This is a genomic window from Arthrobacter sp. StoSoilB5, assembly GCF_019977235.1.
GTDB lineage: Bacteria > Actinomycetota > Actinomycetes > Actinomycetales > Micrococcaceae > Arthrobacter.
Genome location: NZ_AP024646.1, coordinates 865000 through 890845, shown reverse-complemented (window position 1 = coordinate 890845; position 25846 = coordinate 865000). Strand labels below are relative to the sequence as shown.

Genomic DNA, 25846 nt, shown 5'->3' with positions numbered 1-25846 from the left:
ATCAACAAACTTGGCACACTATTGAGTTCTCAAACAACAGGTCACTATTCCAAAGCTGTACCACCAGCCTTCGCTGGATCGCTCCGGAGCAACTTTTCAAACTTACCCGCTGGACCTCTCGGAGTCAAATCGGCAAGCATGACTTGATTTTTCGTTGCGGTATCTTGTCGGCTTGGCGATCTCCACTCGGGGACCAGCGCGGGTACTAACTATACCCCTACTCCAGCGAGATGGCAAAGCCCGTCGGTAGAGGTCTCCCTCACCACCTCAGAAACCCCTGAAACACAGGGAAGGAGGGCCCGGAGCGGCAAGCTCCAGACCCTCCCTGATCCAAGGAACTACTCAGCCAACGCGAACCACGAGGCTCCCAGCGGTGGAAGTGTCACGGTCAACGCTGCCGGCTGGCCGTCAGTGCCCGGTGACGCAGCCTTCAGTGTTCCAGCATTGATGACGCCCGAACCACCGTAGGTTTCAGAATCGGTGTTCAGGACTTCAACCCACTCCCCTGCTTCCGGCACTCCCAGGACGTAATCGTTGTGGGGGCCACCGGAGAAGTTGACTGCGCACACCAAAGGCTTGCCGTCGTGGTCCCAACGAATGAAGGTCAGCACGTTGTGGTCGGCATCTCCACCGTTGATCCACTGGAAGCCGCCGGGCTCGTTGTCACGGACATGCAGCGCAGGCGTTGATTTGTATAGGCCATTGAGGTCGCGGACCAGGAGTTGAAGCCCACGATGCGCCGGGATGTCAGCCAGGAACCAGTCGAGCCCGTACTGCTCCGACCACTCGGCTTCCTGGCCAAATTCGGTGCCCATGAAAATGAGCTGCTTGCCGGGGTGTGCCCACTGGTAGGCGAAGAAAGCGCGGAGGTTTGCCAGTTGCTGCCAACGGTCACCCGGCATCTTGCGAAGCATCGATCCCTTGCCATGGACTACTTCGTCGTGGCTGATGGGCAGGAGGAAGTTCTCCGAGAACGCATAGACCATGGAGAACGTGATGGTGCCGTGGTGCCACTTGCGGTTGATGGGGTCTTCAGAGATGTACTTCAGCGAATCGTGCATCCATCCCATGTTCCACTTCAGGCCAAAGCCCAGCCCGCCATGATTGGTGGGGGCTGTGACACCTGGGAACGCGGTGGATTCCTCTGCAATGGTGACAGCGCCGGGGTGCGTCTTGTAAACGGTCGCGTTCACCTCCTGCATGAAGGAAATTGCTTCGAGGTTCTCGCGGCCACCGAACTTGTTGGGTTGCCACTGTCCTTCCTCGCGCGAGTAGTCCAGGTAGATCATGGAAGCCACGGCGTCCACGCGGAGTCCGTCTATGTGGAATTCTTCGAGCCAATAGAGCGCGTTGGCAACCAGGAAGTTCCGCACCTCTGTGCGTCCGAAGTCGAAGATCAGGGTGCCCCAGTCCGGGTGTTCCCCCAGGTTGGGATCTGAGTGTTCGTACAATGCCTCGCCGTCAAAACGGGCAAGTGCCCATGAATCCTTGGGGAAGTGAGCCGGGACCCAGTCCAGGAGGACGCCGATCCCCGCCTGGTGCAGGGAGTCCACCAGGAAACGGAACTCATCGGGGTGCCCGAACCTGGAGGTAGGGGCAAAGTAGGACGTGACCTGGTAGCCCCAGGATCCCCCGAAGGGGTGCTCTGCCACCGGCATGAATTCCACGTGCGTGAAACCGAGCCATTTCACGTAGTCAACCAGTTCCTTGGCCAGTTCCTTGTAACCCAGGCCAAGGCGCCAGGATCCCAAGTGGACCTCATAGACGCTCATGGGCGAGTTGTGCGGATCCTTTTCGGCACGCGCGGTCATCCACTCCGCGTCCTTGAACCGGTAACTGGAGTCGACCACCCGGGAGGCCGTCAGCGGCGGAACTTCCGTACCGAAGGCCAAAGGATCCGCTTTTTCGAGCCAATGCCCGGACTTGCTCAGGATCTCGTATTTGTAGCACGCCCCTGCTACAACCCCGGGAATGAAGACTTCCCAGACACCGGAGGACCCCAGGGAACGCATTGCATGGCTACGGCCATCCCAGCCGTTGAAATCCCCCTTGACCCGGACGGCCTGGGCGTTCGGGGCCCACACAGCAAAGGAAACACCGTCAACTTCACTCAACGAAGAGCGGTAGTGCTGGACATGGGCGCCGAGGACATCCCAGAGGCGCTCATGCCGGCCCTCGCCGATCAGGTGCAGGTCCACTTCACCCACGGTAGGCAGGTAGTGGTAGGGGTCATCAATGGTGACGGGTTCGGCGTCGTACACCACTTCCAGGCGGTAGTCCGGCACATGGCCGTGTTGCAGCGGATCCAGGACAGCGGCCCAAATGCCGTTGGCTTCGTGCTCCATGGCAGTGCGTCCGGCCTCCGTCACCACCGTCACCGACTTTGCGAGGTGCTTCACGGTCCGGATGGTGACGTGGCCGTGATCGTCCAGATGCGCACCCAGCACGGAGTGTGGTGCGTGGTGGGCTCCAGCTGCCACGCGGGCCAAGGTCTCGGAGTCCACATGCAGGGGAACTCGGGGCCGTTCGGTGCGTGCAGAGCCTGTCATTTCATTACCTTCCGCTGTAGCCGCGGCGTGCTTGCCGCGGCTCGTGTTGTCGAGGATTTGCCGCGATGCGTTGACCGGTATGGACAGCCAGTCCGGCCGGTTCCGCAACTCGTAGACCACCTCATATAAGGCCTTGTCCAGCCACAATGCCACAAAGAGCGGCGAGCGGCGGTCAATGGTTCCCGGCATGACTTCGCTGTATCCCGCCAGGAACGCGGTGGCGCAGTCATCCACCCAGGATGCGGGCACTTTGGCTTCCGCGTTCTCACGGACAGCGGCTCCTGCCGCATAGTCGAAGGAGCGGAGCATGCCCACAACGTCCCGCAATGGGAGATCGGGGGTATTGCGCTCGTCAATTGTCCGGAGGGGCTCGCCTTCGAAGTCGAGGATGGCCCACCTGCCAGGCGCGCCATCCTTTCCGGGAACCTTGAGGATTTGGCCAAGGTGGAGATCGCCGTGGACGCGCTGCAGCTGGCCCACATCGCGGGGATGCAGCGCGGCAAGCAGCTCTTCGAGGTTGCCTTCATAAGGCCCGACGGCGGAGGCCGCTTCCGCCCATGACTGGCGGACACGCCGGGCCAGGGTCGCAATGATTTCGGCGCCCTGCGCCTGGCCGTCATGTGTGCCAAAAGTTTCCGCGAGCCTGGCGTGGACCGTCGCTGTGGCGGCACCGAGTTCATGGGCCTCGTGGGTGAAATCGGCACCTGCCGCGGCGGCTTCGACAGCCAGCCGCCAGGCATCCAGTCCTCCCAGCAGGAATTCGTGGGCAACGGTAAGCTCGCCAGTGGCCGATCCGCTGGGTCCTTTGCTGTCCCAGGAACCCGTAATCCAACCGAGCGTTGCCGGGACCTCGGTGGTCCCTGCCGCCGTCAGCGCGGCGCCCAGCTCCACTTCGGGATTCTTGCCGGCCGCCAACACGCGGAAGATCTTCACGATCGCCGTCGAAACGCCGTCGTCAATGATGACGGATGTATTGGACTGTTCGCCGGAGACCACCCGGACGGAGGCGGGCTTTTCCGGAAACGCAACGCGGCCCCGCGTGAGATGGCCGGCCGCAAGGCCGTCGCCCACGATGTCCTCCCGCCGCATGAGATCCAGCCACGCCGTAATGAAGTCGCTGTCGTAAACGGCGTCGTACACCAGTCGCAGCCCGCGTTCCGGGTCCGCGACTTCCCCCAGCAAGGCGGTGGGAGCATCTGGCAACGGCTGGCTTCTGAAACTCAACGGCACCTGGACAATGTCAGTCCGGGGACCGCCGTCGGCCGTCCGATACGTCACGGCGAGCAGTTCAACCTGCAATCCGGCGCTACCTCCCGGGAATGGGAGGTCGAAGCCGCCAACACGCTCCAGCGCAAAGTCGGGGCTCTTCACCGGGAACCAGCGTTTAGTGGGAAGCCAGCTCCGGAGAAGACTTTCGATCGAGGGGTTAAGTGTTCCCTTTTTCATCTCATCCTTTGGTCGACACCACGGGGATCGCCTGCGTAAATGGCGATGAGGGGTTTGAAAACGCCGAGCGCAGCCGCAGCCAATAAAAGCTGTGGCTGCCCAGCATGACCGTCAGTTGGCCATTGTCTCCGACAGCCGGGAAGGTTTGGCCACCGAAAATATCGCGGAAGCCCCTGCCAGCGTACTCCGGCAGATCCAGACTGGCGGCCACGGGATGCTGGGACAGGTTGAAGACGCACAGAATGGTCTCCGCGTCCTCGCCTTCAGGGTTGCCCGCCGGCAGTTCCCTCACGTAGGCCAGTACAACCTCGTGGTCAGCTTCCACGTGGCGGAAGCTTCCCAGGCCGAACACAGGGTGGTTCTTGCGCACGCTCAGGATCTGCCGGGTCCATCGCAACAGTGAACCTGAGTGCGCGGCCTCTGCTTCGACGTTGGCCATGCTGTAGTTGTAGACGAGGGACTGGATCACCGGCAGGTACAGCTTGCCCGGATCCGCGCCTGAGAAACCCGCGTTCCTGTCCGGGTTCCATTGCATCGGAGTGCGGACGGCGTCGCGGTCATCGAGCCAAATGTTGTCCCCCATGCCAATCTCGTCCCCGTAATAGAGGAAAGGGCTGCCCGGCAGGGAAAGCAACAGCGCGTTGATGAGCTCAATCTCAGAGCGGGAATTGTCAAGCAGTGGCGCCAGCCTCCGGCGGATACCGATGTTGGCACGCATCCGGGGATCCGGTGCGTACCAGCCAAGCATGGCGGCACGATCGTCCGCGCTGACCATCTCCAAGGTGAGTTCATCGTGGTTCCTCAGGAACGTACCCCACTGGGCTCCCTTGGGAATATCCGGAGTCTCCCGCAGGGTCTGGATGATCGGAGCCGCCTTCTGGTCCCGCAGGGCGTAGTAGAGCCGGGGCATGATCGGGAAGTGGAAGGCCATGTGGCATTCGGGGGCTTCTTCGGTGCCGAAGTACTCCACCACCTCATGAGGCGGCTGGTTGGCCTCGGCGATGATCACGCGTCCGGGGTAGTTGGCATCCACCATCCTGCGCAGGTCCTGAAGGAACGCATGGGTAGCTGGCAGGTTCTCGCAGTTGGTGCCTTCTTCCTCAAAGAGGTATGGAACGGCGTCGGCGCGGAAGCCATCGATTCCCTGGTCGAGCCAGAACCGGATGACGTCGTAGAGGGCCTCAACGACTTTGGGGTTCTCGAAGTTCAGGTCCGGCTGGTGGCTGAAGAAGCGGTGCCAGAAAAACTGGCGCCGGATGGGGTCGAAGGTCCAGTTGGATTCTTCCGTGTCCACAAAGATGATGCGCGCATCCTGGTATTTCTCGTCAGTATCGCTCCAGACGTAGAAATCGCCATAGGGCCCGGTGGGGTCCTTCCGGGACTCCTGGAACCACGGGTGTTGGTCCGAGGTGTGGTTCAGCGGAAGGTCGATAATCACCCGGACGCCGCGGGCATGCGCCTCTGCCACGAGGCGTTTGAAATCACTGATGGTGCCGAACTCATCCAACACCGAGGTGTAGTCGGCGATGTCATAGCCGCCATCACGCAACGGGGAATGGAAGAACGGCGGCAACCAGAGGCAGTCAACGCCCAGCCATTGAAGATAGTCCAGTTTCTCGATCAAGCCGTGGAAGTCACCGGAGCCATCCCCGTTGGCATCCGCAAAGGCCCGCACCAGTACCTCGTAGAAGACTGCCTTCCGGTACCAGTGCGGATCATGCTGGAGACCGGGAGCATTCAGCTCGAAGGTGTTCTTCGGAGTGAAGTACTGGCTGGGGTTTTGCGGAGAAAAACTCACTAAGGCTGCCTCCGGATGCTCAGGATGTGTGCGGGCTCAACGTGTGCGTCGAGCCTGACGTAGTTGTGCTCGCCCCACCACCAGCTTTGACCGCTGATCAAGTCATCCACCAGGAACCGGCCGTCCTCGTTGAAGTCTGCCGGGTCCAGCTGCAGGGCCGCCAAGTCCAGGGAGACCGTGCTTTCGCGGGCGCTGTGCGGATCCACATTGACCACGATGATCAAGGTGTCCTTGGTGCCGTCCGGCAACGTCTTGTGCTTGGAGTACACGATCGTTGCGTCATCGGTGCTGCTGTGCAAAGTCAGGTTCTGCAGGTCGCCCAGGGCCAGGTGGTCCTTGCGGATTGTGTTAAGCCTGGTGATGTACGGCGCCAACGTCCGGCCGGAGGCGGCTGCACCTTCCCAGTCCCTGGCCTTGTACTCGTACTTTTCATTGTCGATGTACTCTTCCGCACCCGGCCGTGCCACATGTTCATACAGCTCGTAGCCGGCGTACACACCCCAGAGCGGGCTTGCCGTCGCAGCAAGGACAGCACGGATCCGGAAGGCCGCGGGGCCGCCGAACTGGAGGTACTCCGTGAGGATGTCCGGCGTGTTCACAAAGAAGTTGGGCCGGAAGAAAGCCGCGCTCTCGTGGCTGACCTCGTGGAAGTACTGTTCCAGTTCCGTCTTGGTGTTCCGCCAGGTGAAGTAGGTGTACGACTGCTGGAACCCTGCACGGCCCAATGCGTGCATCATGGGTGGACGAGTGAACGCCTCCGCCAGGAAAACTACCTCGGGGTTCTTTTTGTTGATCTTTCCAATCAACCATTCCCAGAACCAGACAGGCTTTGTGTGTGGATTGTCCACGCGGAAAATCTTCACGCCATGGTTGATCCACAACTGAACGATCCTCAGGATTTCCTTGGAAAGGCCTGCCGGATCGTTATCGAAGTTCAGGGGGTAAATGTCCTGGTATTTCTTTGGCGGGTTTTCTGCATACGCAATGGACCCGTCAACACGCGTGGTGAACCATTCCGGGTTGGACGTCACCCAGGGGTGGTCAGGGGCTGCCTGCAACGCCAGGTCCAGCGCGACCTCGAGACCGAGCTCGCGGGCGTGGGCCACAAAAGCGTCAAAATCATCAAAGGTGCCCAAGTCAGGGTGGATGGCATCGTGGCCACCGTCTTTGGAACCAATAGCCCACGGCGAACCCGGATCCTGTGGGCCCGGTGTCAGCGTGTTGTTCCGGCCCTTACGGTGCTGGAAACCAATCGGATGGATAGGTGGCAGGTAGATGACGTCGAAGCCCATCTCCGCAACCGCCTCCAAGCGCTTTGCTGCGGTGCGGAAGTTGCCCGAGGTCCAAACACCTGTGGCGTGATCCAAAACCGCGCCCTCGGAGCGGGGAAAGAACTCGTACCAGGAACCACGACCGGCGAGGTCCCGTTCCACCTGCAGCGGGAACTGCTCGGAAACGGTCACCAATTCACGGATCGGAACGCGTCCGACGGCGGCCAGCACCTGTGGGCTGAAACCGGCGCCAAGGCGTTCCTCGGCAGATTTGGTGGTGTCTGCCAGGACGACTGAAGCAGCACGGAGGGTGCGCTTCTCTGCGGCGGTGCGGCCGGCGTCGTCGTCTGCTGCCTCCGAAAGAAGGGCAGCGCCCTCGGCGAGCATCAACTCGACGTCAATGCCGGCACCCACCTTCACTTCAGCATTGTGGTGCCACGTTCCGTAGCGGTCATGCCATGCCTCAATGACGAAAGACCACGCGCCGGTCCCGGACGGCGAGAGCAAACCTTCCCAGCGGTCCAGGCCCTTCCAGCGCTCATCCTTGGCCGGTGCCATGCGGACCCGCTGGCGCTCCTTGCCCCTGGGATCGAGCAGGACAGCGGAAACACCGAGTTGATCATGTCCTTCACGAAAAACCGTCGCGCCGATGGCGAGGTCCTCACCCGGAAGGGCTTTCGCCGGGAACCGGCCACCCTCAACCACCGGCTGGACGGCCGTGATGGGGAACCGGCCGAAGCGAAGTCCGGCGGTGATGTCCGTTTTCGTCTTGGATTTCAAAGCGGTCATGGTTCGCGAGGTATTCGTCACAACCACGACGTTAGCGACAAATATCCAAGAATGCTAAGCACACGAGCCATCTTGGCGACGCAAGATGACTTTTACCTAAAAGAAACCCAAAGCAGTTCCGACTGCCATGTGAGTCAGTTAGTGTGGCGCTCGTGAAGGCAATTCGAAGGTTTACAGTCCGTACCGTCCTCCCTGAGCCCATCCGGCCACTGGCCCGCTTGGCGACCAACTTGCGCTGGTCCTGGCACCGGCCCACCAGGGAACTTTTTGCGAGCCTTAACCCGGCTCTCTGGGAGGCCGCGCAGCGCGACCCCATCGCCCTCCTGGGATCCATCAGCAGGGAGCAGTTGCAGGACCTGGCCAACAACGGCGAGGTAGTCAACCGCGTACAGGAAGCTGCAGCGGATCTGGACCGTTACCTCAGCGAGCCGCGCTGGTACCAGGGCCTGGGTGAAGAGGCCCCTGCCTGCATCGCCTACTTCTCGCCGGAGTTCGGCATTACCGAGGTTCTCCCCCAGTACTCCGGTGGCTTGGGCATCCTCGCTGGCGACCACCTCAAAGCCGCATCGGACCTCGGTGTGCCGCTGATCGGCGTCGGGCTCCTTTACCAGGCCGGTTACTTCAAGCAGTCACTGTCCCGGGACGCCTGGCAGCAGGAAACGTACCCGGTACTGGACCCGGACGGCTTGCCGCTGACGCTTCTCCGCCAGCCTTCCAAGGACGGCGTTCCCGGCAAGCCGGTGCACATTTCGCTTCCGCTGCCCAACGGCCGGGAGCTTCACGCGCACGTGTGGCGTGCCGACGTCGGGCGCGTTCCGCTGCTGCTGCTGGACTCCAACGTCCCCTCCAATGATGAAGCCGCCCGAGGAATCACCGACCGCCTCTACGGCGGTGGCGGCGATCACCGCCTCCAGCAGGAACTTCTGCTGGGCATGGGCGGTGTCAAAGCCCTGCGCGTGTACCAGGAACTGACGGGCACTCCCGCGCCGGAGGTCTTCCACACGAACGAGGGCCACGCAGGATTCCTGGGAATCGAACGTATCCAGGAAGCCATGTCCGACGCCAACGATCCCCTCACCTGGGACGAGGCCCTCGCTGCGGGACGTGCATCCACCGTCTTCACCACGCACACCCCTGTCCCGGCAGGCATCGACCGATTCGAGACCGTCCAGATCAAGCATTTCTTCGAAGCCGGGCTCGCCCCTGCTGTGCCTGTGGACCGGATCCTGGAAATCGGCCGGGAAAACTTCGACGGCGGCAACCCCTCCGTCTTCAACATGGCCGTCATGGGCCTGCGCCTCGCGCAGCGCGCCAACGGCGTGGCCAAGCTGCATGGCGTGGTGTCGCGGGAAATGTTCTCCGGCCTCTGGCCCGGATTCGACCATTCCGAAATCCCCATCACGTCCGTGACCAACGGCGTCCACGTTCCCACCTGGGTGGACCCGCGGATATCGTCTTTGGCCCGGCAGCAGTTCGGTGCGGAAGCCGAGGCCCTTGGCCGTTGGGACCTCGCATACAACGTCAGTGACGAGGACGTCTGGGGGCTCCGCAGGGAACTACGCGCCCAGCTCGTGGAAGACGTTCGACGCAGGCTGCGCGCCTCGTGGAAGACACGCGGCGCCGCCGACGCCGAGCTTGGATGGACGGACAGCGTACTGGATCCGGACGTGCTGACTATCGGCTTCGCCCGAAGGGTGCCCACCTACAAGAGGCTCACGCTGATGCTGCGCGACCCCGCGCGTTTGAAGGCCCTCCTGCTGCACCCCAAACACCCCATCCAGCTGGTCATCGCAGGAAAATCGCACCCCGCAGACGACGCCGGGAAGAAAATGATCCAGGACCTTGTCCGGTTCACTGACGACCCCGCGGTGCGCCACAGGATCGTGTTCCTGCCGAACTACGACATCGCCATGGCCCGCACACTTTTCCCCGGCTGCGACGTCTGGCTCAACAACCCCCTGCGTCCGCTGGAGGCCTGCGGCACCTCAGGCATGAAGGCGGCCATCAACGGCTCGCTCAACCTCTCCGTCCTGGACGGTTGGTGGGACGAAATGTACGACGGCGAAAACGGCTGGGCGATCCCCACGGCCAACAACGGCGCATCCGCCGATGAACGCGACGACATCGAGGCTTCCGCACTCTACGAGCTGCTGGAAACCCAAGTGGCACCGCGCTTCTACGGGACCACCGTCGCCCAGGGCGCAGGCGCTGCAGGCCCCTCCGAATCCACCCGCGAGACCGTGCCCACGCACTGGGTGTCCATGATCAAGCACACCCTGGCAAACCTGGGCCCGGCAGTCTCAGCCGAACGCATGCTCCACGACTACGTCAACAACCTGTACTGCCCCGCGGCGGTAGCCGGGCGCCGGGCCACTGCGGAATCCTTCAAGGAAGCCAAGGAACTCGCGGCCTGGACCTCCAAGGTCCGCAGCGCCTGGCCCGACGTCGTCGTGGAACACGTCGATTCCGTTGGAGTATCCGAAGAACCCCAGGTTGGCGACACCCTGCAGGTCAACGCGTACGTAGCACTCCACAACCTGACCCCTGACGACGTCTCCGTGGAAGTGGCCTTCGGGCGCGCCGAGGAGTCCGATGAGCTTGAGGACATCGTCGTAGCCGAACTGGCCTCCTTGGAGAACCTCGGCGGCGGACGCCATCTCTTCCATGGCGACCTGGTCATCAACCGCTCCGGGTCCTTCGGATACACCGTCCGGGTGTTCCCGAAGCACTCTGCGCTGGCTTCGAAGGCTGAGCTTGGATTGATCGCGAACGCGTAGTCCGTAACTCGTTCCTGGCCCGCTATTCCGTTGTTGCTCAACAACGGAATAGCGGGCCAGAAACGTCTTTACCCGCGACTAGTTCTCGAAGACGGCGATGACCGCCAAATCCCGGCCGGCGTATTTTTCTGCGTCCTGCAGGATTTCGCAGACTACGCCGAAGGAACGGTCCGTCCGGTAGGCCGCAGGGACCTGCCAGATCATCGTGACGGGAGTGCCGTCGTCGTCCGACAGGGCATCAGCGAAGTCATGCAGGGAGTCGTTGAGGGCGTCCAGGTTCACGCCGTAGTACTCCGGGAAGTCCAGGACCTGGCCAAAGACCTCCAGGACAGCCTTTTTTGTTGTGGCCGGCGGGACGAGGACGGCCCTGCGCCCCGCGTCTGCCACCTGCTCCTGAAGTTCTTCGAGCGTCCAGGTGTCTGCGGAATAGATCTTCATGGGCTCCTACTTGCCTTCGACGATGAACTTGAACGAATCGTAATGGTCAGCGGTGTAGTACTTGGCAGTGTCCTTGCCAACAATGATCCGGCGGGCGCCGCGGTCTGACTCGCCTGGCGTTGGGACGGTGTATTCCTTGTAAAATCCGCCTGACTTCTTGGGCAGGAGGCCCTCAAAGTTGCTGAAGGTCACGCCGTCCCGGTCATAGGGGTACGGACCGCCCTTCGCAATCAGGGCAAGCGTCTGTTGCGCTTCCTTGGGTAGCTGCGAGGCGTTGATGGTGGGCAGCGCAGAGGGGTTTGCCACGGACGGCGGCGTTGACGCGGAGCCAGGCTCCGCCGTCGTGGTTTGAGCGCTTGACGTTTCCTGAGGGGCGGTCAGCGGGCCGCCGCCCACCATTGCGACCACGAGGGCGACGACGGCAATCACCAGAGCTGCGAAGGCCAGCAGTTTGCTGCTGCTCCGTTTCATGCAGGGGCTCCTACGTGCGATAAATGTTGATGGTGTTGGCTTGCAGGATATCCCGCTCGCCCGAGGCCACCAGCGCACCCTTCCGGCGTTCATGCAGCACCGAGGTTGTGAAACGGAGTTCGAACATGCGCTTGCCGATTCCCGTTTCGCTCAGGATCTCGGGCAGCACCATTTTCATGTCCTGGTTGCTGCCGTTCACCACGATCAGCCCGCGAACTTCACTGTCTTCCGCGCCCATCAGCAGCTGAACCGAGCGCACGCTGGGATCGTTCCAGCGCGCCGGAGTCATACGCTTGCCCTTGTCATCGAACCACTGCAGGCTCGCGTCGTTGGCCTTCGCGGGGAAGTTCTCGGGCTGGTGGCGCAGGAACCAGCGGCGAAGCTTCACAAGCTCCTGAGTGGTCCGGAACATGGCGTTGGCTTCCGACGTCCGGCTCCAGTCCAGCCATGCCGTGGGGTTGTCCTGACAGTAAGCGTTGTTGTTGCCCTGCTGCGTGCGGCCGAGCTCGTCACCGGCTGTGATCATGGGGACACCGATGGACAACAGCAACGTGGCCATGAGGTTCCGGATGGACAGCGCACGGGCGGCCACAATCGCCTCGTCTTCGCTGCGGCCCTCGAAACCGTGGTTGTAACTGCGGTTGTCGCCGTGCCCATCACGGTTCTGCTCGCCGTTGGCCTCGTTGTGCTTACGGTCGTAGCTGACAAGGTCCTTGAGCGTGAAACCGTCGTGTGCTGTGACGAAGTTGACCGACGCCAGGCGTGTGCGTCCCGAGGATGCGAACAGGTTGGCCGAACCGGCCATGATCTCTGCCAACGACGCAATGGAGCCGCCTTGGCCCCCGGCCTCCATCGCAGCCCGGTCAGACAACCAGAACCGGCGGACGCCGTCGCGGAAGTGATCGTTCCAGTCCGACCATCCAGGCGGGAAGCGGCCGGTCTGCCAGCCGCCGTAGCCAACATCCCATGGTTCGGAGATGAGCTTCACGACCGAGAGGACAGGGTCTTCCTCGATGGCCCGCAGGAAGGGGTGCCGCGGATCGAACTGGTTGCCGGCGTCGCGACACAGCGTCACGGCAAGATCGAACCGGAAACCGTCCACATGGAACTCGTTGACCCAATAGCGAAGGGAATCCAAGGTCAGGTCCACCACCACAGGATCGCTGAAGTCCAAGGTGTTGCCGCACCCGGTGGTATCCAGATAGCGCCCATGCGCATCGTGGCGGTAGTAGCGGTCCTCCGCAAGGCCGCGGAAACTCAGTGCAGGTCCGTCCGGTCCGGCTTCGGCCGTGTGGTTGTAAACGACGTCCAGGATGACCTCGATGCCGGCGGCATGGAGCAGCTTAATCATGCCCTTGAGCTCATCCTGCACAGCGTGGGGCCCGGCGTTCCGCGCAGCCTCAGTGGCGTAGTCGGCATGAGGGGCAAAGAACGCAGCAGTGTTGTACCCCCAGTAATTCGTCATGCCCAGGTCCTGCAGGTGGGACTCGTCCAGGTGGAAGTGGATGGGCAGGAGTTCCACAGCAGTGATTCCAAGCTCCGTCAGATGCTGGATCATCACCGGGTGCGCCATTCCGGCATACGTCCCGCGGAGGTGCTCCGGGATGTCCGGGTGAAGCATCGTCTGCCCACGGACGTGGGCCTCGTAGATCACTGACGTACGCATAGGGGTCCGCGGCGGTGCGTCGTCGCCCCAGTCGAAGTCTGTTGCCATGTGGACACTCGTGAGGAACTCGCCCCGCTGATCCACGGCGCGACCGTAGGGATCGAGCAACAGTGACTGTTCGCCGTCGTCGTCAAAGTCCAGGGCCGGTACTGACATCGGCAGCCCGCCCCCTGACGGTGCCGCACGGAAACCGTATCGCGTGCCCGGCGGCATACCGCTGACGATGCCAAAATGCACGCCGTCCTCCAGATTGGGGAGCGTGTGGACCCGCCAACCATCACCTGGCGCCTGGTAGGCGACTTCAACGCGTTCCAGGTCCGGTGCAAACACTGCAACGTTGACGTTGTTTGTCTGCTGGGTGACGGCATCGAACAGATCGGGCTGGGGCTCGCTCAGTCCGAGGGGCCTGGGGCGCGATGCATCCAAGGCGGCTGCTGGGTCCAAAATAGGCATAACCATTGCTTGCAAGTTTAGTTCCATACAGAGTGAGTGCTGAGTTGGCCGCCCATGTGACGGCGCCCACCACATCGATTTTCCGGTGGGCACAGGCTACGGCCGTCGTTCCGGGGCGCTCACGTGCTGGAACGTTTTGCCGGGGCAACACCACGCCCCTATCCGCTCCCGCGAATGTGTCGCTGTGGCTGTGTTTTCCGGCAGCCTTGCCATACTGGGACTGACAGAACTGGAGGTTCAATCGTGCGCGTTGCACTCGCTCAAGTCATCACCGGCCGGGACCTGGCTGACAACCTGCGGCTCCTGGAAGACTACGCCCGCCGCGCCAAGGACGCCGGTGCGGAACTTGTTGTTTTCCCGGAGGCAATGATGCGCGCGTTCGGCAACTCCCTGCTGGACATCGCTGAGCCGCTCGACGGCCCGTGGGCGAGCCGCGTGCGCGAGCTCGCAAGGGAATTGCAGCTGGTGATCGTCGCAGGAATGTTCACGCCCGGCGGTGTTTCGGATTCCGGCACGCGCCGCGTCCGGAACACGCTCATGGTCACAGGCCCCGGCGTTGAGACCAGCTACGACAAGATCCACCTTTTCGATGCCTTCGGGTTCGCCGAGTCAGACACGGTTGAGGCGGGAACAGACCCAGTGACGTTCGACGTCGGCGGTGTCACCTTTGGTTTGGCCACCTGCTACGACATCCGTTTCCCGGCACTGTTCACGGCCAACGCGCTGCGTGGAGCCGTGGTCAACATCGTAGCGGCGTCGTGGGGCGCCGGACCGGGCAAGGCTGAACAATGGCAGCTCCTGGCCCGCGCCCGCGCGGTGGATACCACCACGTTCGTGCTTGCCTGCGGCCAAGGAGATCCTGCTACCCAGGGCATCGAAGCGAAAGGCACCGCGCCCACGGGCGTGGGGTACTCAGCCGTCGTGTCCCCCTTTGGGCAGGTCGTGGAGGCACTCGACGGCGAACCCGGCCTTCTCTTCGCCGACCTCGACCCCGCAGTGGTGAACGAAGCCCGCCAAAAGCTCCCGGTCCTGGCCAACCGCCGCGACTTCTAACCCGCCCGTCCGATGCTCGCTCACTTCCTGCGGGTTTTGGGCGGATCTTCTCTCACATCCGGATACCTTCTGGCCGATGCTCGCTCACATCCCTGCCCAAAGGCGAACGGACCGCCCGGGCCAGGTGCCGCCGTCGTCCACATTCTCTGGAAAACAGCAAACGCTCCCCCACGTGCATGACGTGAGAGAGCGCCTGCCGCAAACGGTCAGGATATGAGAGAGCATCCGTAAAAAACCCGCAGGAAGTGAGAGAGCATCCGTAGTTGTCGCGGTCCGGCGCCCGGAAGCGTGCGTCAAAGCGACGAAGGAGCAGCACGCGGAGGGCGGCCGTCGCGACCGCTGCTCACCCCTTGCGCCTTGGCGTGGACTACTTGGCCGCCCGCTGCCTGGACACCTCGTACAGCGAGATACCAACTGCCATGGATGCGTTGAGCGACTCCATGGCGGAGTCAATCGGAATCGAGACGATCTGGTCGCAGTTTTCGCGCACGAGGCGGCTGAGGCCCTTGCCTTCGGAGCCGACCACGATGCAGACAGGCTCTGTTGCCACGGTGAGATCGGGCAGCGAGACGTCGCCGTCGCCGTCCAGGCCAAGGACGTAGATGCCCATGTTCTTGAACTGCTTGAGCGCGTTGTTCAGGTTCGACGCGCGGGCCACGGGTACGCGGACTGCGGCCCCTGCGCTGGTCTTCCAGGCGGAAGCCGTGACACCGACGGAACGGCGCTCGGGGACGATGACACCGTGGCCGCTGAAGGCTGAGACGGAGCGGATGATCGCGCCGAGGTTGCGGGGATCGGTGATGCCGTCGAGTGCAACGAAGATCGGGGCGTTGGAGATGTGCCCCTTCTTCCACTTGGCGATGGTGGTCTCGGCGAGGTCGTATGCGTCCTCATACTCGTACGGCGGGATCTGCAGGACCAGGCCTTGGTGGACAGCGTCCTCGGTCATGCGGTCCAGTTCGGGCTTGCCGGTTTCGAGAAGCGGGATGCCGCGCTCGGCTGCAAGCTTGAGGGACTCCTTGACGCGGTCGTCCATTTCAATGCGGATAGCAACGTGCAGGGCCTTGGCAGGGATGCCGGCGCGCAGCGCTTCTACAACCGAGTTGCGGCCGGTGACCAGTTCTTCGGTTGCGCGCCCCTTCGGGCCGGAGCGGGCGCCGGTACCCGGACGTGCCGGACCGCGCTTAGCAGCGGAACGTTCGGAAAGCTGCTTGTTCTTGTATGCCTTGTGGTAGGTCCGGTCCTCGGCCTTAGGGGTGGGCCCCTTGCCTTCGAGGGCCTTGCGACCGTGGCCTCCGGTACCCGTGGAGGGGCCCTTCTTGCTCTTGCGGATTGCACCCGGGCGACCGTGGTTGGCCATTCTGTCCACCTTGCTTGAAATTAATGAGTCTGCATTCCAGTCTACTGACCCAATGCAATTCGGCCGTGGCGGCGGTTTATCAGTCGCGTTTCAGGCTCCAGGTAGCGCCCTCCGCACCATCTTCGACGACGACACCGGCGGCCGCGAGGGTATCCCGGATGGCGTCAGACGCAGCCCAGTCCTTGTTGGCCCTTGCGGCTGCCCGGGCTTCGAGCTGCGCTTCCACAAGGACTTCCAGGGCGGCGTGTTCACGGCCCTGCACAGCCTCCGGCCGCTTGACGGAATCCAGGCCGAGGACGGACGTCATGGCGTTGACGCTGTAAAGGGCCGCCTTCACGGCATCTAGATCCCCGGCGGCCAGCGCGGTATTGCCCGCACGGACGGTCTCGTGGAGTACGCCAAGTGCTTGCGGAACGTTGAGGTCGTCGTCCATGGCGGCAGCGAAGGCGGCCGGCATGTTTGCCTGCGGAGCCACGGCGTACGCCTTCGGACCGCCCATGTCGTGCCTGACCTTGGCAGCCGCCTTGGCGATAAAACCATCTATCCGTTCCACGGCAGCGGCGGCTTCCTGAAGGGACGTGGGCCGGTAGTCCAGCACGGACCGGTAGTGAGCCTGGCCCAGGTAGTAGCGCACCACGCGGGGTGAGGCGAGGTCGAGCATTTCGGCGGGACTCACCGTGTTTCCGATGGACTTGGACATCTTTTCGCCCTCGTACGTGACCATGCCGTTGTGCATCCAGAAATTGGCGAATTCATCGCCTGCAGCCTGTGACTGGGCCATCTCGTTTTCGTGGTGCGGGAAGCGCAGGTCCAATCCTCCACCGTGGATGTCAAAGCGCGTGCCCAGGTATTTGGTGACCATGGCGGAGCATTCGAGGTGCCATCCGGGTCGTCCGGCGCCCCACGGCGATGCCCAACTGGCGGACTCGGGTTCGCCTTCCTTGTAGCCCTTCCACAGCGCGAAGTCGCGCGGATCCCGCTTGCCGCGAGGGTCAGCGTCCGGGGCGCCCTGCATGTCGTCAATGTTCTGCCGCGTCAGCGAACCGTACTTGCTCCAGGACCGGACGTCGAAATAGACGTCACCGGAGTTGTCCAGCGCGGGGTAGGCGTGGCCGCGATCGATCAGCCGTTGGATCAGGGCGTGCATTTCCGGGATATGCCCAGTGGCACGGGGCTCGTACGTTGGCCGTTGGACACCGAGGGACTCGTAAGCGTTCTCGAATTCCTGCTCGTAGCGGTAAGCCAGAGCCCACCACTCCTCGTTTTGCCGCGCGGTGGGCTCCTCGGCCCAGTCGGGGCCAAAGGATTGCTCGGACTTGGCCAGGATTTTGTCGTCGATGTCAGTGACGTTGCGGACCACAGTGACGCGGAGGCCACGGAATTCGAGCCAACGCGTCAGTTGGTCAAATGCAATTGCGGACCTGACGTGCCCTACGTGCGGCATCCCCTGAACGGTAGCCCCGCAGTAGTACACGCTGGCCTTGCCATGTTCGAGGGGAACGAAGTCGCGGACTTCGGCGGAGGCGGTGTCATAGAAGCGCAGGGTCACCGCTCCAGATTAGCCGATGACGCGGCATGACTTGCCTACTTGCAGTACTCGCCGATTTTGTTGAAGTGCACTGTCAGCTGCTGTTGCTGCTCCTGCGTGGCTGCCCCGAGAGAGGAAGCAGCGGCCTTGTCCATGATGGCGGCCATCTCCTTGATGGGATCGCCGATTTCCGGAGCCAGTTTGTCCGCGATCTCGTGGTAGTGGGCAGCGATCTGTTTGGACTGCTGCTGCTGGTTGCCGTCGGGCTTGAAAGTGTCGTTGTTCAAGAACTCGCAACTGGCCTTCACGTCCATCTTCGGCGTCCCCGCGCACCCACCGAGCAGGAGCGCACCAGCCACAGTCACTGACAACAACGCGGCGGAACGCACGACGCCGGAACCCGGCTTAACCATGTGGCCCACCTTTCGCGGGACCCGGCTCGGATGCCGTGACCGTGTAAACGAGTGCCGTAGCAACAGCAGAAATGCCCTCGCCACGGCCTGTAAATCCCAAGCCGTCGCTGGTGGTTGCCGTGACGCTGACGGGTGCGTTCGCGGCTTCGCTCAGGACCCGTTGGGATTCTTCACGGCGGGGGCCGAACTTGGGCCGGTTGGCTACGAACTGCACGGCGACATTGCCGATCTCGAACCCTGCGGCCCTGACGATCCGTGCAGCCTCGCTGAGCAGCTTTATCCCGGAGGCACCGGCGAACTCGGGGCGGTCCGTGCCGAAGTGGGTACCAAGGTCACCGATTCCGCAGGCTGAAAACAGGGCATCGGCCGCCGCGTGGGCGACGCAATCGCCGTCGGAATGTCCCGACAGCCCTTGCTCGCCTTCCCAAAAGAGACCACCCAACCACAGCGGCTGGGGATCGTCCTCGGGCGCGAACGCGTGCACGTCGATGCCGATCCCTGTACGGGGCAGGGCTATGTTGGTAGCCGCACGCACGGCTTGCTGTGGGCCCATCAGCCTTCCACCCAGCGCATTCCGAGCGGGCCCTCCAGGAGGCCCTCGGCGATGATGAGATCAAGCGGCGTGGTGATCTTCAGCGATTGGCTGGCCCCCCGGACGGCGTGGACAGGAACGCCGAGGAGCTCAACCAACATGGCGTCGTCAGTGACCGCCGCAGCCTGTTTGTCATCAAAGAGCTCCGCGGCCTCGTGCGCGCGGCGTAGCGTGGCCAGTTCGAAACCCTGGGGCGTCTGGACTGCCCTCAGCTGTTCCCGGGGCGCAGTTCCGGTGACAACTTCCGGAGCGATAGAGGACTCCGATGCAGTTGTCTGGGCCACGGTCTTGATCGTGTCCACCACGGGCATGGCAGGAATGACGGCCTGGGCGCCGGAGGCCAAGGCATCGGCTACGCGCTGGAATACGCGTTCAGGGGTCAGGGCGCGGGCGGCGTCGTGGACGAGCACGAATTCGGTACCGTCCTCCAACGCAGTCAAGGCAGCGCGGACGGAATCCGCCCGGGAGGAGCCGCCGTCGACGACCGTCACTTCGGGGCCCCCGTCCACCAGTTCAACAGTGAACCCGGCAATCAGTTGGCGGAGTTCCGTATCCCCCTTGGGCACTGCGATGCAGATCTGGCGTGCGACGTCGGCCGCCACGACGCCTCGGAGGGCGTGCATCAGGATGGTTTCGCCACCCAGCGGAACTTTCGCTTTGGGCATGCCGTAGCCGAGGCGCTCGCCCGAGCCGGCTGCGACGACGACGACGGCCGTGACCGAGCGCTTCGAAGGAATACTCATGCGCCCAAGGTTACTGGGAAAGTACTTGAAAATGCCGCATGATACTTGACTATCAAGTATCTCCGTCAGTTTTGTGGCAAAAAGAAACCCGGCGGCGCTTGCGCACCACCGGGGATCAATTCTTAGGAAGCCAAGACCTCGTCAAGAACGCTTGCTGCCTTCTCTTCGTCTGTCTTCTCAGCCAGGGCCAGTTCTGAAATCAGAATCTGCCGCGCCTTGGCCAGCATTCGCTTCTCACCTGCGGAAAGGCCGCGATCGTGATCACGGCGCCAAAGATCGCGAACGACCTCCGCCACCTTGATGACATCGCCCGAAGCAAGCTTCTCCAGGTTTGCCTTGTAACGACGCGACCAGTTGGTAGGCTCTTCGGTGAACTCGGCGCGGAGAACGTCAAATACGTGCTCCAAGCCTTCCTTGCCCACTACGTCCCGGACCCCAACAAGGTCAACGTTCTCTGCTGGAACTTCAATGGTCAGATCACCCTGAGCCACCTTGAGCTTGAGATACATCTTCTCTTCGCCCTTGATGGTGCGCATCTTGATTTCCTCAATTTTTGCTGCACCGTGGTGAGGGTAAACTACTGTCTCGCCGACCTCAAAAACCATGTGGACTTTCCCCTTTCCCGCAGACTAGTCTATCACGATTAAGGCATACGACTGGCACCGGACGGCCCGCCCAGCCGCGCCAATAAAGGGAAACAGCCCCCAAACGAGCCCACGCTACCCCTTGACGTGAGCCCGGAAAGATGCATCAGGGAGGCAAGGAGCGCGCCGGATCTTCCCGGTCGCGTACGCCACAATGCCTTCCCGAATCCTTGTTTCGGCCGGTTTGCCGATAGGCTATGCCTGAAAAGTTTCCAATGACTCTTGAGGAGTAGGTGTCGTGCGCATTACTGCGATGAACCCTGTCCAGCGCGGCAAGCTGGCAATTGCGGCGGCTGCAATCGGCGTCGGCCTTCTGTCCGTGACCGGCTGCGGCTTCGTCAACGCCCAGCAGACTTCCCACCAGTACTCAGCATCGGACGGGGTCAAAGCGGATCTCGGCCAGCTGCAGCTGCGCAACATGCTGATCGTCGCTTCAGGCGAGAACCAGCCCGGCCGCGTGATCGGCGCAGTGTTCAACAAGTCCAACTCGGATGCCACCCTGACCATCAGTGGTGCAAATGGCGCCCAGACGGAAATCCCGGTCAAGGCCAACTCGGAGACGTACCTGAACGACGAAGCCGACGCCGCGGTTCTTAGCACCGCAGGCACCAGGCCCGGCGGACTGAGCCCGGTCACCATTCGCAGCGGTTCGGACTCCGCAACGATCAACGTTCCCGTGGTTGACGGCACGCTGCCGGAGTACAAGAAGTACCTCCCCTCCTCGAGCGCATCGGCAACGCCGTCTTCTTCTTCCACGGCAACGCCGACGCACACCGAATCTGCAGCTGCCGGCCACTAGCAGGCCGCAAGCTGCAAGCAAGACAACAACGAAGGAAGGGTTCCGCCGCGGCGGAACCCTTCCTTCGTTGTTGCGCAATCTGTTGACTGAAGTTTTACGGCTCGAACTTGTAGCCCAGTCCACGCACCGTCACCAAATATCTTGGAACGGACGGATCAGGCTCGATCTTGCTGCGCAGCCTCTTTACGTGGACATCCAGCGTCTTGGTATCACCCACGTAGTCCGAACCCCACACGCGGTCGATCAGCTGCCCCCGGGTCAGCACACGTCCTGAATTGCGGAGCAGCATTTCAAGGAGTTCAAATTCCTTCAAGGGCAGCGATACTTGCTCACCATTAACGCTCACCACATGGCGCTCAATATCCATCCGGACGGGCCCGGCCTGCACGGTGGATGTGATCAGCTCTTCTGGTTCACCCTGCCTCCGAAGCACTGCCCGCACCCGCGCAACGAGTTCGCGTGAGGAGTACGGCTTGGTCACGTAATCGTCGGCACCCAGCTCCAAGCCAACCACCTTGTCGATCTCCGAGTCCTTGGCGGTCAGCATGATCACCGGCACGCTGGAACGCTGGCGAAGTTGACGGCACACTTCCGTGCCTGGCGTTCCTGGCAGCTGAAGGTCCAACAGGACGAGGTCGGCACCATTCCGGTCGAATTCCACCAAGGCGTCGGTGCCGTTGTCCACTACCTCGACGTCGAAACCCTCTTTGCCCAAAAGGTAGGACAGGGGGTCGCTGAAGGACTCTTCGTCCTCCACTATCAAAATCCGGCTCAAGCGCTGGCTCCTTGCTCTTGGGCGCCGCTGGCGCCCCCTTGTTGATTCGCGTGATGAGGTTGCTGAATCGTGTGATGGGTTTCGAGGGCGGCAATTCCCGCCGCTGGAAGTTCAGGGGACAGAGCCGCGGTGGCAGCGGAGGCCGGGAGGCCGGCGTCGTCGTCCTGGCCTTCCATCTCCGGCAGGCGGATGGTGAAGGTGGAGCCCTGGCCTGGCTGGGACCACACGGTCACCTCGCCACCGTGGTTGGACACCACGTGCTTGACGATGCTGAGGCCCAGGCCGGTGCCGCCAGTGTGCCTGGAGCGCGCAGCATCCACCCGGTAGAAGCGCTCGAAGACGCGTTCCTGGTCCTCGGGGCTCAGGCCCTCGCCCTGGTCCGTCACTGAAATGGCGACGACGCCCTCCCGGGTCCGGACCCCGACGCCTACCCGGGTGTTCTCAGGCGAGTAGCGGATGGCGTTGTCGATCAGGTTGCGCAGGGCGGTGACCAGAAGGTCCCTGTCTCCGAACACCAGGGAATCCGAATGGCCGCCCACCACGATCTGGATGTTCTTGCTCTCCGCTGGCAGCTGGGAGCGGTCCACGGCCTCGGTAATGACGGTGTTGATGTCCACAGCGTGGCCCTGCTGGGCAACGTTGGCGCCTTGAAGGCGGGAAAGCTCAATGATGTCCTGGACCAGCGCTGCGAGGCGCCCTGATTCCTTATGCATGCGTTTGGCGAAGCGGCGTACCGCTTCCTCGTCATCGGGTGACGCTTCCAGCGCCTCGGCCAGGAGTGAAATGGCGCCTACCGGCGTCTTGAGTTCATGGGAAACATTGGCCACGAAGTCGTTGCGGATCTCCTCGGTGCGGGTGATCTCGGTACGGTCGTCGGCCAGCAGCAGGATGTACTCCCAACCGAGCATGGCTGCCCGCACCTGGACCACGATTGTGCCCTTGCCAAGCGGGCCCCGGGGAAGTTCGTACTGCTGCTCCAGGATCACGCCATCGCGGCGCACCTTTGCGGTCATGTCCAGGAGCTGCTTGTGGACTACCGTGTGACCGCGCACCAGGCCGTAGGCGTACGCCGCCGGGCTCGCACGGACCACGCCATCGATCGCATCAACCACTACAAAAGCGCGGCCGACGACGGCAAGCACCTCCGCTGCACCTTCCGGAAGCAGGGGTTCGGTAACATCCAGGTCCACGATCCTGCGTTGCCGCTCGCTGATCCTGAATGCGAGCATGCCAAAGACGCCCAGCGACAGGCCAACCAAGCCTGCAACGACACCAATGAGCAACGGATCCACGTGACCAGCTTATGCTCTGGAATCACGCCAAAGTATTGATCCGGTGCTAAACCGGGGCGGTTCAACTAACGTTCATCTAAAGGTGCGCAACCGTTCACTGGCTCCTGACACAGTTACTGGTTGGACTGCCAATGGTTTTGAAATCCGCACCCCACCCGGGGACGGGATTTCCAAGGAAAGGACGCCTTAGTGCGCAAGGTTTTTCAGGAGGAGCTCACCCAGGTCGGTGACGACCTCGTCGAGATTTCCAAACTGGTTCACGAAGCAATCACGAAGGCCACCACGGCCTTCGAAGGCGCCGACGTCGATCTTGCCCAGGACGTCATCGCGGCAGACGCCCGCATCGACTTCCTGCAGAACAGCCTCGACGAACGTGCCATCGACATCCTGGCCCTGCAGGGTCCCGTTGCCAGCGACCTGCGCATGATTGTTGGTTCGCTCCGTATGAGTGCATCGCTGGAGCGCATGGGCGACCTCGCCCGCCACGTAGCGCAGCTGGCCCGCCTGCGCTACCCGGCCACCGTCATCCCGGCGTCAATGACCCAGACGTTCAAGGCGATGGCCCAGCACGACATCGATATCACTGCCAAGGTGATCGAGCTCCTGGAGACCCGCAACCTTGAGGTGGCCAGGGACATCCTCAAGATCAACATCGCCGTAGACGATCTCCACCTGAGCGTCTTCAAGGCCATTGCGTCCCCGGACTGGAACGAAACTGCTTCCACCACCGTTGATGTGGCTTTGGCCAGCCGCTACTTCGAGCGCTTCGCCGACCACGGCGTCTCCGTTGCCCGCAAGGTCACCTACTTGGTGACGGGCGAATGGCAGCCTGAGGGCTTCTAGCCAATTCCCGCATTACTCCCGCATGACGACGGCGGCCGGTCACCTGAGGTGACCGGCCATCGTTTTAATCTGCTCCGTAGCTGGTGCCGCGGGCGAACTGCGTCTAAGGGAGGAACGACCGAGCACCCGGCGTAGAACCGCGAAGCCCTACTTCTTGCCCTGGTTGGCTACCGCAAGAATCGCATCTGCTGCAGCCTCGGGGTCGAGGTAGGTGCCGCCCGGGTTGATGGGCTGGAAGTCCTCGTCCAGTTCATAGACCAGCGGGATGCCGGTGGGAATGTTCAGCCCTGCAATGGCCTCATCGCTGATGCCGTCAAGGTGCTTGACGAGCGCGCGCAGGGAGTTGCCGTGCGCAGTAACCAGGACGGTCTTTCCGGCCTTGAGGTCTTCCTTGATGTCCGATTCCCAGTACGGGAGGAGGCGGACCAGGACGTCCTTGAGGCATTCGGTCCGCGGAAGGGCGTCGCCGAGGTCCTTGTAGCGGACGTCATGTGCTTGCGAGAATTCGCTGTCGTCGGACAGGGGCGGCGGCGGGGTGTCGTAGCTGCGGCGCCATTCCATGAACTGCTCTTCGCCGAACTCGGCGAGGGTCTGGGCCTTGTCCTTGCCCTGCAGCGCACCGTAGTGGCGCTCGTTGAGGCGCCAGTCGCGCTTAACCGGGATCCAGCCTCGGTCGGCCTTGTCCAGCGCAATGTTGGCGGTGTTGATGGCCCGCTTCAGGAGCGAGGTGTACAGGATGTCCGGGAGGATATTGTTCTCAACCAGGAGTTCCCCACCGCGCACTGCTTCCGCGCGGCCTTGGTCGTTCAGGTCAACGTCCACCCAACCGGTGAACAGGTTCTTGGCGTTCCAGTCGCTGTGGCCGTGGCGCAGCAGAATCAGCTTGTAAGTCATGGTTTTCATCCTAGCCGAGGGGTCCTGTGCCTTGCCGGGCATTACGTTTCTCAACAGAGCCCCCGATAAAGTGGTGGCCGTGGTGCAAAAAGCGGAACGGGTGAGTACTTCCCGCAATCGAAGTGGCAAACCCGTTGGCAACGTCACGCGGGGCACCACGAATCCCAACCGTATGCGCCGCCTGGATCGGTGGCTCTCCGGCCCGCAGGCGTGGCGGCTCCGCGCCGCCGTCGACCCTTTGGTTGTGGACCTGGGCTATGGCTCCTCGCCGGCTACCGCCGTCGAACTGTTTGAGCGGCTCCAGGCCGTCCGTGCGGATGTTCGCGTCTGCGGGATCGAGATTGAGCCTGAAAGGGTTCGCACGGCGAAGTCGCTGGAACGTCCCGGACTTAGCTTCCACGTGGGCGGTTTCGAAGTGCCTGTTCCTGGCAACCCCATTCTTGTGCGGGCCTTCAACGTACTCCGCCAGTACGAAGAGGCGGACGTGGCTGGGATCTGGGCGCTGGTGCAGTCGCGCCTGGCTTCGGGAGGCCTGTTCATTGACGGCACCTGCGATGAAATCGGCCGGTGTGTCACGTGGGTGGCCTTGGATCGGGACCGGCCCCTGAGCCTCAGTTTCTCTGTGCGGTTCGGCAGTTTCGAGCTGCCCTCGGAAGTGGCCGAGCGGCTGCCAAAAGCCTTGATCCACCGGAATGTGCCCGGAGAACCCATCCACATATTCCTGCAGGCCATGGACAAGGCTTGGCTGGAGGCCGCGCCGCTGGCGTCGTTCGGCAACCGGCAGCGCTGGACGGGAATGTGCCGCTTACTGCGCGACGCCGGGTGGCCGCTTCAGGATGGCCCCGCGCGGTGGCGCCTGGGTGAAGTGACGGTGGCCTGGGACGCTGTTGCGCCGAAGTAGCGTCCTCTACCAGGGACCGTAAGGACCCACGTTGCGGTTGCCGCCGCTGCCCGCTTCGCGGACTGCCGGGCGAACGTCCGCGAGGTAGACGCAGGACGCCGTCACTGCGGCGATGCCGAACAGGCCAAGGCCGCTTCCACCACTCAACAGGGTCAACGCGCCGATTGCGAAAGCAACGCCCGTGAGCGCCAGCCAGAAAGTCTTGGTGCGCTTGGAGGCAGCGACGAACAGGGTTGGCCGGTGGCGCAAGCAATCCACAAACGCCCACAGTTCAAGGACAACGGCCACCAAGCCAAGGATGAAGTAGACCGCGTTGGTGACAATCGCGATCAAGAATTTTCCGTCCACGCC

General features: G+C 62.5%; 21 protein-coding genes. 5 read left to right on the top strand and 16 right to left on the bottom strand.

What is annotated here, in order from left to right; translation table 11 throughout:
* Window positions 1-338: 338 nt before the first annotated feature.
* Genes LDN75_RS04250 through LDN75_RS04240 form a run of 3 tightly spaced genes read right to left on the bottom strand, consistent with a single transcriptional unit; the run spans window position 339 to window position 7853 of the window.
* The gene (locus LDN75_RS04250; RefSeq protein ID WP_223935930.1) at window positions 339-3995 is read right to left on the bottom strand and encodes a 1,4-alpha-glucan branching enzyme; all 3657 of its coding nucleotides are present in this window, start codon (window positions 3993-3995) and stop codon (window positions 339-341) included.
* A 1-nt stretch (window position 3996) separates the two neighbouring features.
* Entirely contained in the window at window positions 3997-5793 is a 1797-nt protein-coding gene (gene treS / locus LDN75_RS04245; protein ID WP_223935929.1) for a maltose alpha-D-glucosyltransferase, read from the bottom strand.
* Window positions 5793-7853 (bottom strand): alpha-1,4-glucan--maltose-1-phosphate maltosyltransferase, encoded by a 2061-nt coding sequence (locus LDN75_RS04240; protein ID WP_223935928.1) that lies wholly within the window; start codon window positions 7851-7853, stop codon window positions 5793-5795. The genes treS and LDN75_RS04240 overlap by 1 nt, the downstream gene beginning before the upstream one ends.
* A 152-nt stretch (window positions 7854-8005) precedes the next feature.
* Here LDN75_RS04240 and glgP point away from each other — a divergent pair, with 152 nt between their 5' ends.
* Window positions 8006-10630, top strand: a complete 2625-nt coding sequence (gene glgP / locus LDN75_RS04235) for an alpha-glucan family phosphorylase (protein WP_223935927.1) — start codon at window positions 8006-8008, stop codon at window positions 10628-10630.
* A gap of 78 nt (window positions 10631-10708) precedes the next feature.
* Here glgP and LDN75_RS04230 read toward each other — a convergent pair whose 3' ends face one another.
* The 3 genes from LDN75_RS04230 to glgX are packed head-to-tail and all read right to left on the bottom strand — an operon-like array spanning window position 10709 to window position 13664.
* On the bottom strand, window positions 10709-11068 hold the full coding sequence (locus tag LDN75_RS04230; protein WP_223935926.1) for a barstar family protein: 360 nt from the start codon (window positions 11066-11068) through the stop codon (window positions 10709-10711).
* A gap of 6 nt (window positions 11069-11074) precedes the next feature.
* Window positions 11075-11539, bottom strand: coding sequence for a ribonuclease domain-containing protein (locus LDN75_RS04225; RefSeq protein ID WP_223935925.1), 465 nt, complete (start codon window positions 11537-11539; stop codon window positions 11075-11077).
* Between the two features lie 10 nt (window positions 11540-11549).
* The gene (glgX, locus tag LDN75_RS04220; RefSeq protein ID WP_223937478.1) at window positions 11550-13664 is read right to left on the bottom strand and encodes a glycogen debranching protein GlgX; all 2115 of its coding nucleotides are present in this window, start codon (window positions 13662-13664) and stop codon (window positions 11550-11552) included.
* Window positions 13665-13901: 237 nt separating this feature from the next.
* On the opposite strand from glgX, the gene LDN75_RS04215 reads away from it, so the two are divergent.
* On the top strand, window positions 13902-14711 hold the full coding sequence (locus tag LDN75_RS04215; protein ID WP_223935924.1) for a carbon-nitrogen hydrolase family protein: 810 nt from the start codon (window positions 13902-13904) through the stop codon (window positions 14709-14711).
* 367 nt (window positions 14712-15078) lie between these two features.
* Here LDN75_RS04215 and rlmB read toward each other — a convergent pair whose 3' ends face one another.
* From rlmB to LDN75_RS04185, 6 genes are all read right to left on the bottom strand, one after another.
* The gene (gene rlmB, locus LDN75_RS04210; RefSeq protein WP_223935923.1) at window positions 15079-16071 is read right to left on the bottom strand and encodes a 23S rRNA (guanosine(2251)-2'-O)-methyltransferase RlmB; all 993 of its coding nucleotides are present in this window, start codon (window positions 16069-16071) and stop codon (window positions 15079-15081) included.
* Window positions 16072-16150: 79 nt separating this feature from the next.
* Complete coding sequence (gene cysS, locus LDN75_RS04205) at window positions 16151-17620, bottom strand: cysteine--tRNA ligase (RefSeq protein ID WP_223935922.1); 1470 nt, start codon at window positions 17618-17620, stop codon at window positions 16151-16153.
* 35 nt (window positions 17621-17655) lie between these two features.
* On the bottom strand, window positions 17656-18012 hold the full coding sequence (locus tag LDN75_RS04200; protein ID WP_223935921.1) for a hypothetical protein: 357 nt from the start codon (window positions 18010-18012) through the stop codon (window positions 17656-17658).
* Window positions 18005-18565 (bottom strand): 2-C-methyl-D-erythritol 2,4-cyclodiphosphate synthase, encoded by a 561-nt coding sequence (ispF, locus tag LDN75_RS04195; protein ID WP_223935920.1) that lies wholly within the window; start codon window positions 18563-18565, stop codon window positions 18005-18007. Before ispF ends, LDN75_RS04200 begins: the two co-directional genes overlap by 8 nt.
* Window positions 18565-19347, bottom strand: coding sequence for a 2-C-methyl-D-erythritol 4-phosphate cytidylyltransferase (gene ispD / locus LDN75_RS04190; protein WP_223935919.1), 783 nt, complete (start codon window positions 19345-19347; stop codon window positions 18565-18567). Before ispD ends, ispF begins: the two co-directional genes overlap by 1 nt.
* A 122-nt stretch (window positions 19348-19469) precedes the next feature.
* Complete coding sequence (locus LDN75_RS04185) at window positions 19470-19952, bottom strand: CarD family transcriptional regulator (RefSeq protein WP_011690592.1); 483 nt, start codon at window positions 19950-19952, stop codon at window positions 19470-19472.
* 292 nt (window positions 19953-20244) lie between these two features.
* Here LDN75_RS04185 and LDN75_RS04180 point away from each other — a divergent pair, with 292 nt between their 5' ends.
* Entirely contained in the window at window positions 20245-20790 is a 546-nt protein-coding gene (locus LDN75_RS04180; RefSeq protein WP_223937477.1) for a hypothetical protein, read from the top strand.
* A gap of 94 nt (window positions 20791-20884) precedes the next feature.
* Here the strand turns inward: LDN75_RS04180 and LDN75_RS04175 are convergent, their stop codons facing one another.
* Together LDN75_RS04175 and LDN75_RS04170 are read right to left on the bottom strand one after the other, a co-directional pair.
* Window positions 20885-21565 carry a response regulator transcription factor gene (locus LDN75_RS04175; protein ID WP_216921232.1) on the bottom strand — a complete coding sequence of 227 codons (681 nt, stop codon included), beginning with the start codon at window positions 21563-21565 and terminating at the stop codon, window positions 20885-20887.
* Window positions 21562-22848: an ATP-binding protein gene (locus LDN75_RS04170; RefSeq protein ID WP_223937476.1), complete on the bottom strand. Its 1287-nt coding sequence runs from the start codon at window positions 22846-22848 to the stop codon at window positions 21562-21564. The genes LDN75_RS04175 and LDN75_RS04170 overlap by 4 nt, the downstream gene beginning before the upstream one ends.
* A gap of 198 nt (window positions 22849-23046) precedes the next feature.
* On the opposite strand from LDN75_RS04170, the gene phoU reads away from it, so the two are divergent.
* Window positions 23047-23700 (top strand): phosphate signaling complex protein PhoU, encoded by a 654-nt coding sequence (phoU, locus tag LDN75_RS04165; protein WP_223935918.1) that lies wholly within the window; start codon window positions 23047-23049, stop codon window positions 23698-23700.
* Between the two features lie 147 nt (window positions 23701-23847).
* Here phoU and LDN75_RS04160 read toward each other — a convergent pair whose 3' ends face one another.
* Window positions 23848-24594, bottom strand: coding sequence for a phosphoglyceromutase (locus LDN75_RS04160; protein WP_223935917.1), 747 nt, complete (start codon window positions 24592-24594; stop codon window positions 23848-23850).
* Window positions 24595-24673: 79 nt separating this feature from the next.
* Here LDN75_RS04160 and LDN75_RS04155 point away from each other — a divergent pair, with 79 nt between their 5' ends.
* On the top strand, window positions 24674-25495 hold the full coding sequence (locus tag LDN75_RS04155) for a class I SAM-dependent methyltransferase (RefSeq protein ID WP_223935916.1): 822 nt from the start codon (window positions 24674-24676) through the stop codon (window positions 25493-25495).
* 6 nt (window positions 25496-25501) lie between these two features.
* Here the strand turns inward: LDN75_RS04155 and LDN75_RS04150 are convergent, their stop codons facing one another.
* Window positions 25502-25843: a DUF2516 family protein gene (locus LDN75_RS04150; protein WP_216921243.1), complete on the bottom strand. Its 342-nt coding sequence runs from the start codon at window positions 25841-25843 to the stop codon at window positions 25502-25504.
* Between the last annotated feature and the right edge of the window lie 3 nt (window positions 25844-25846).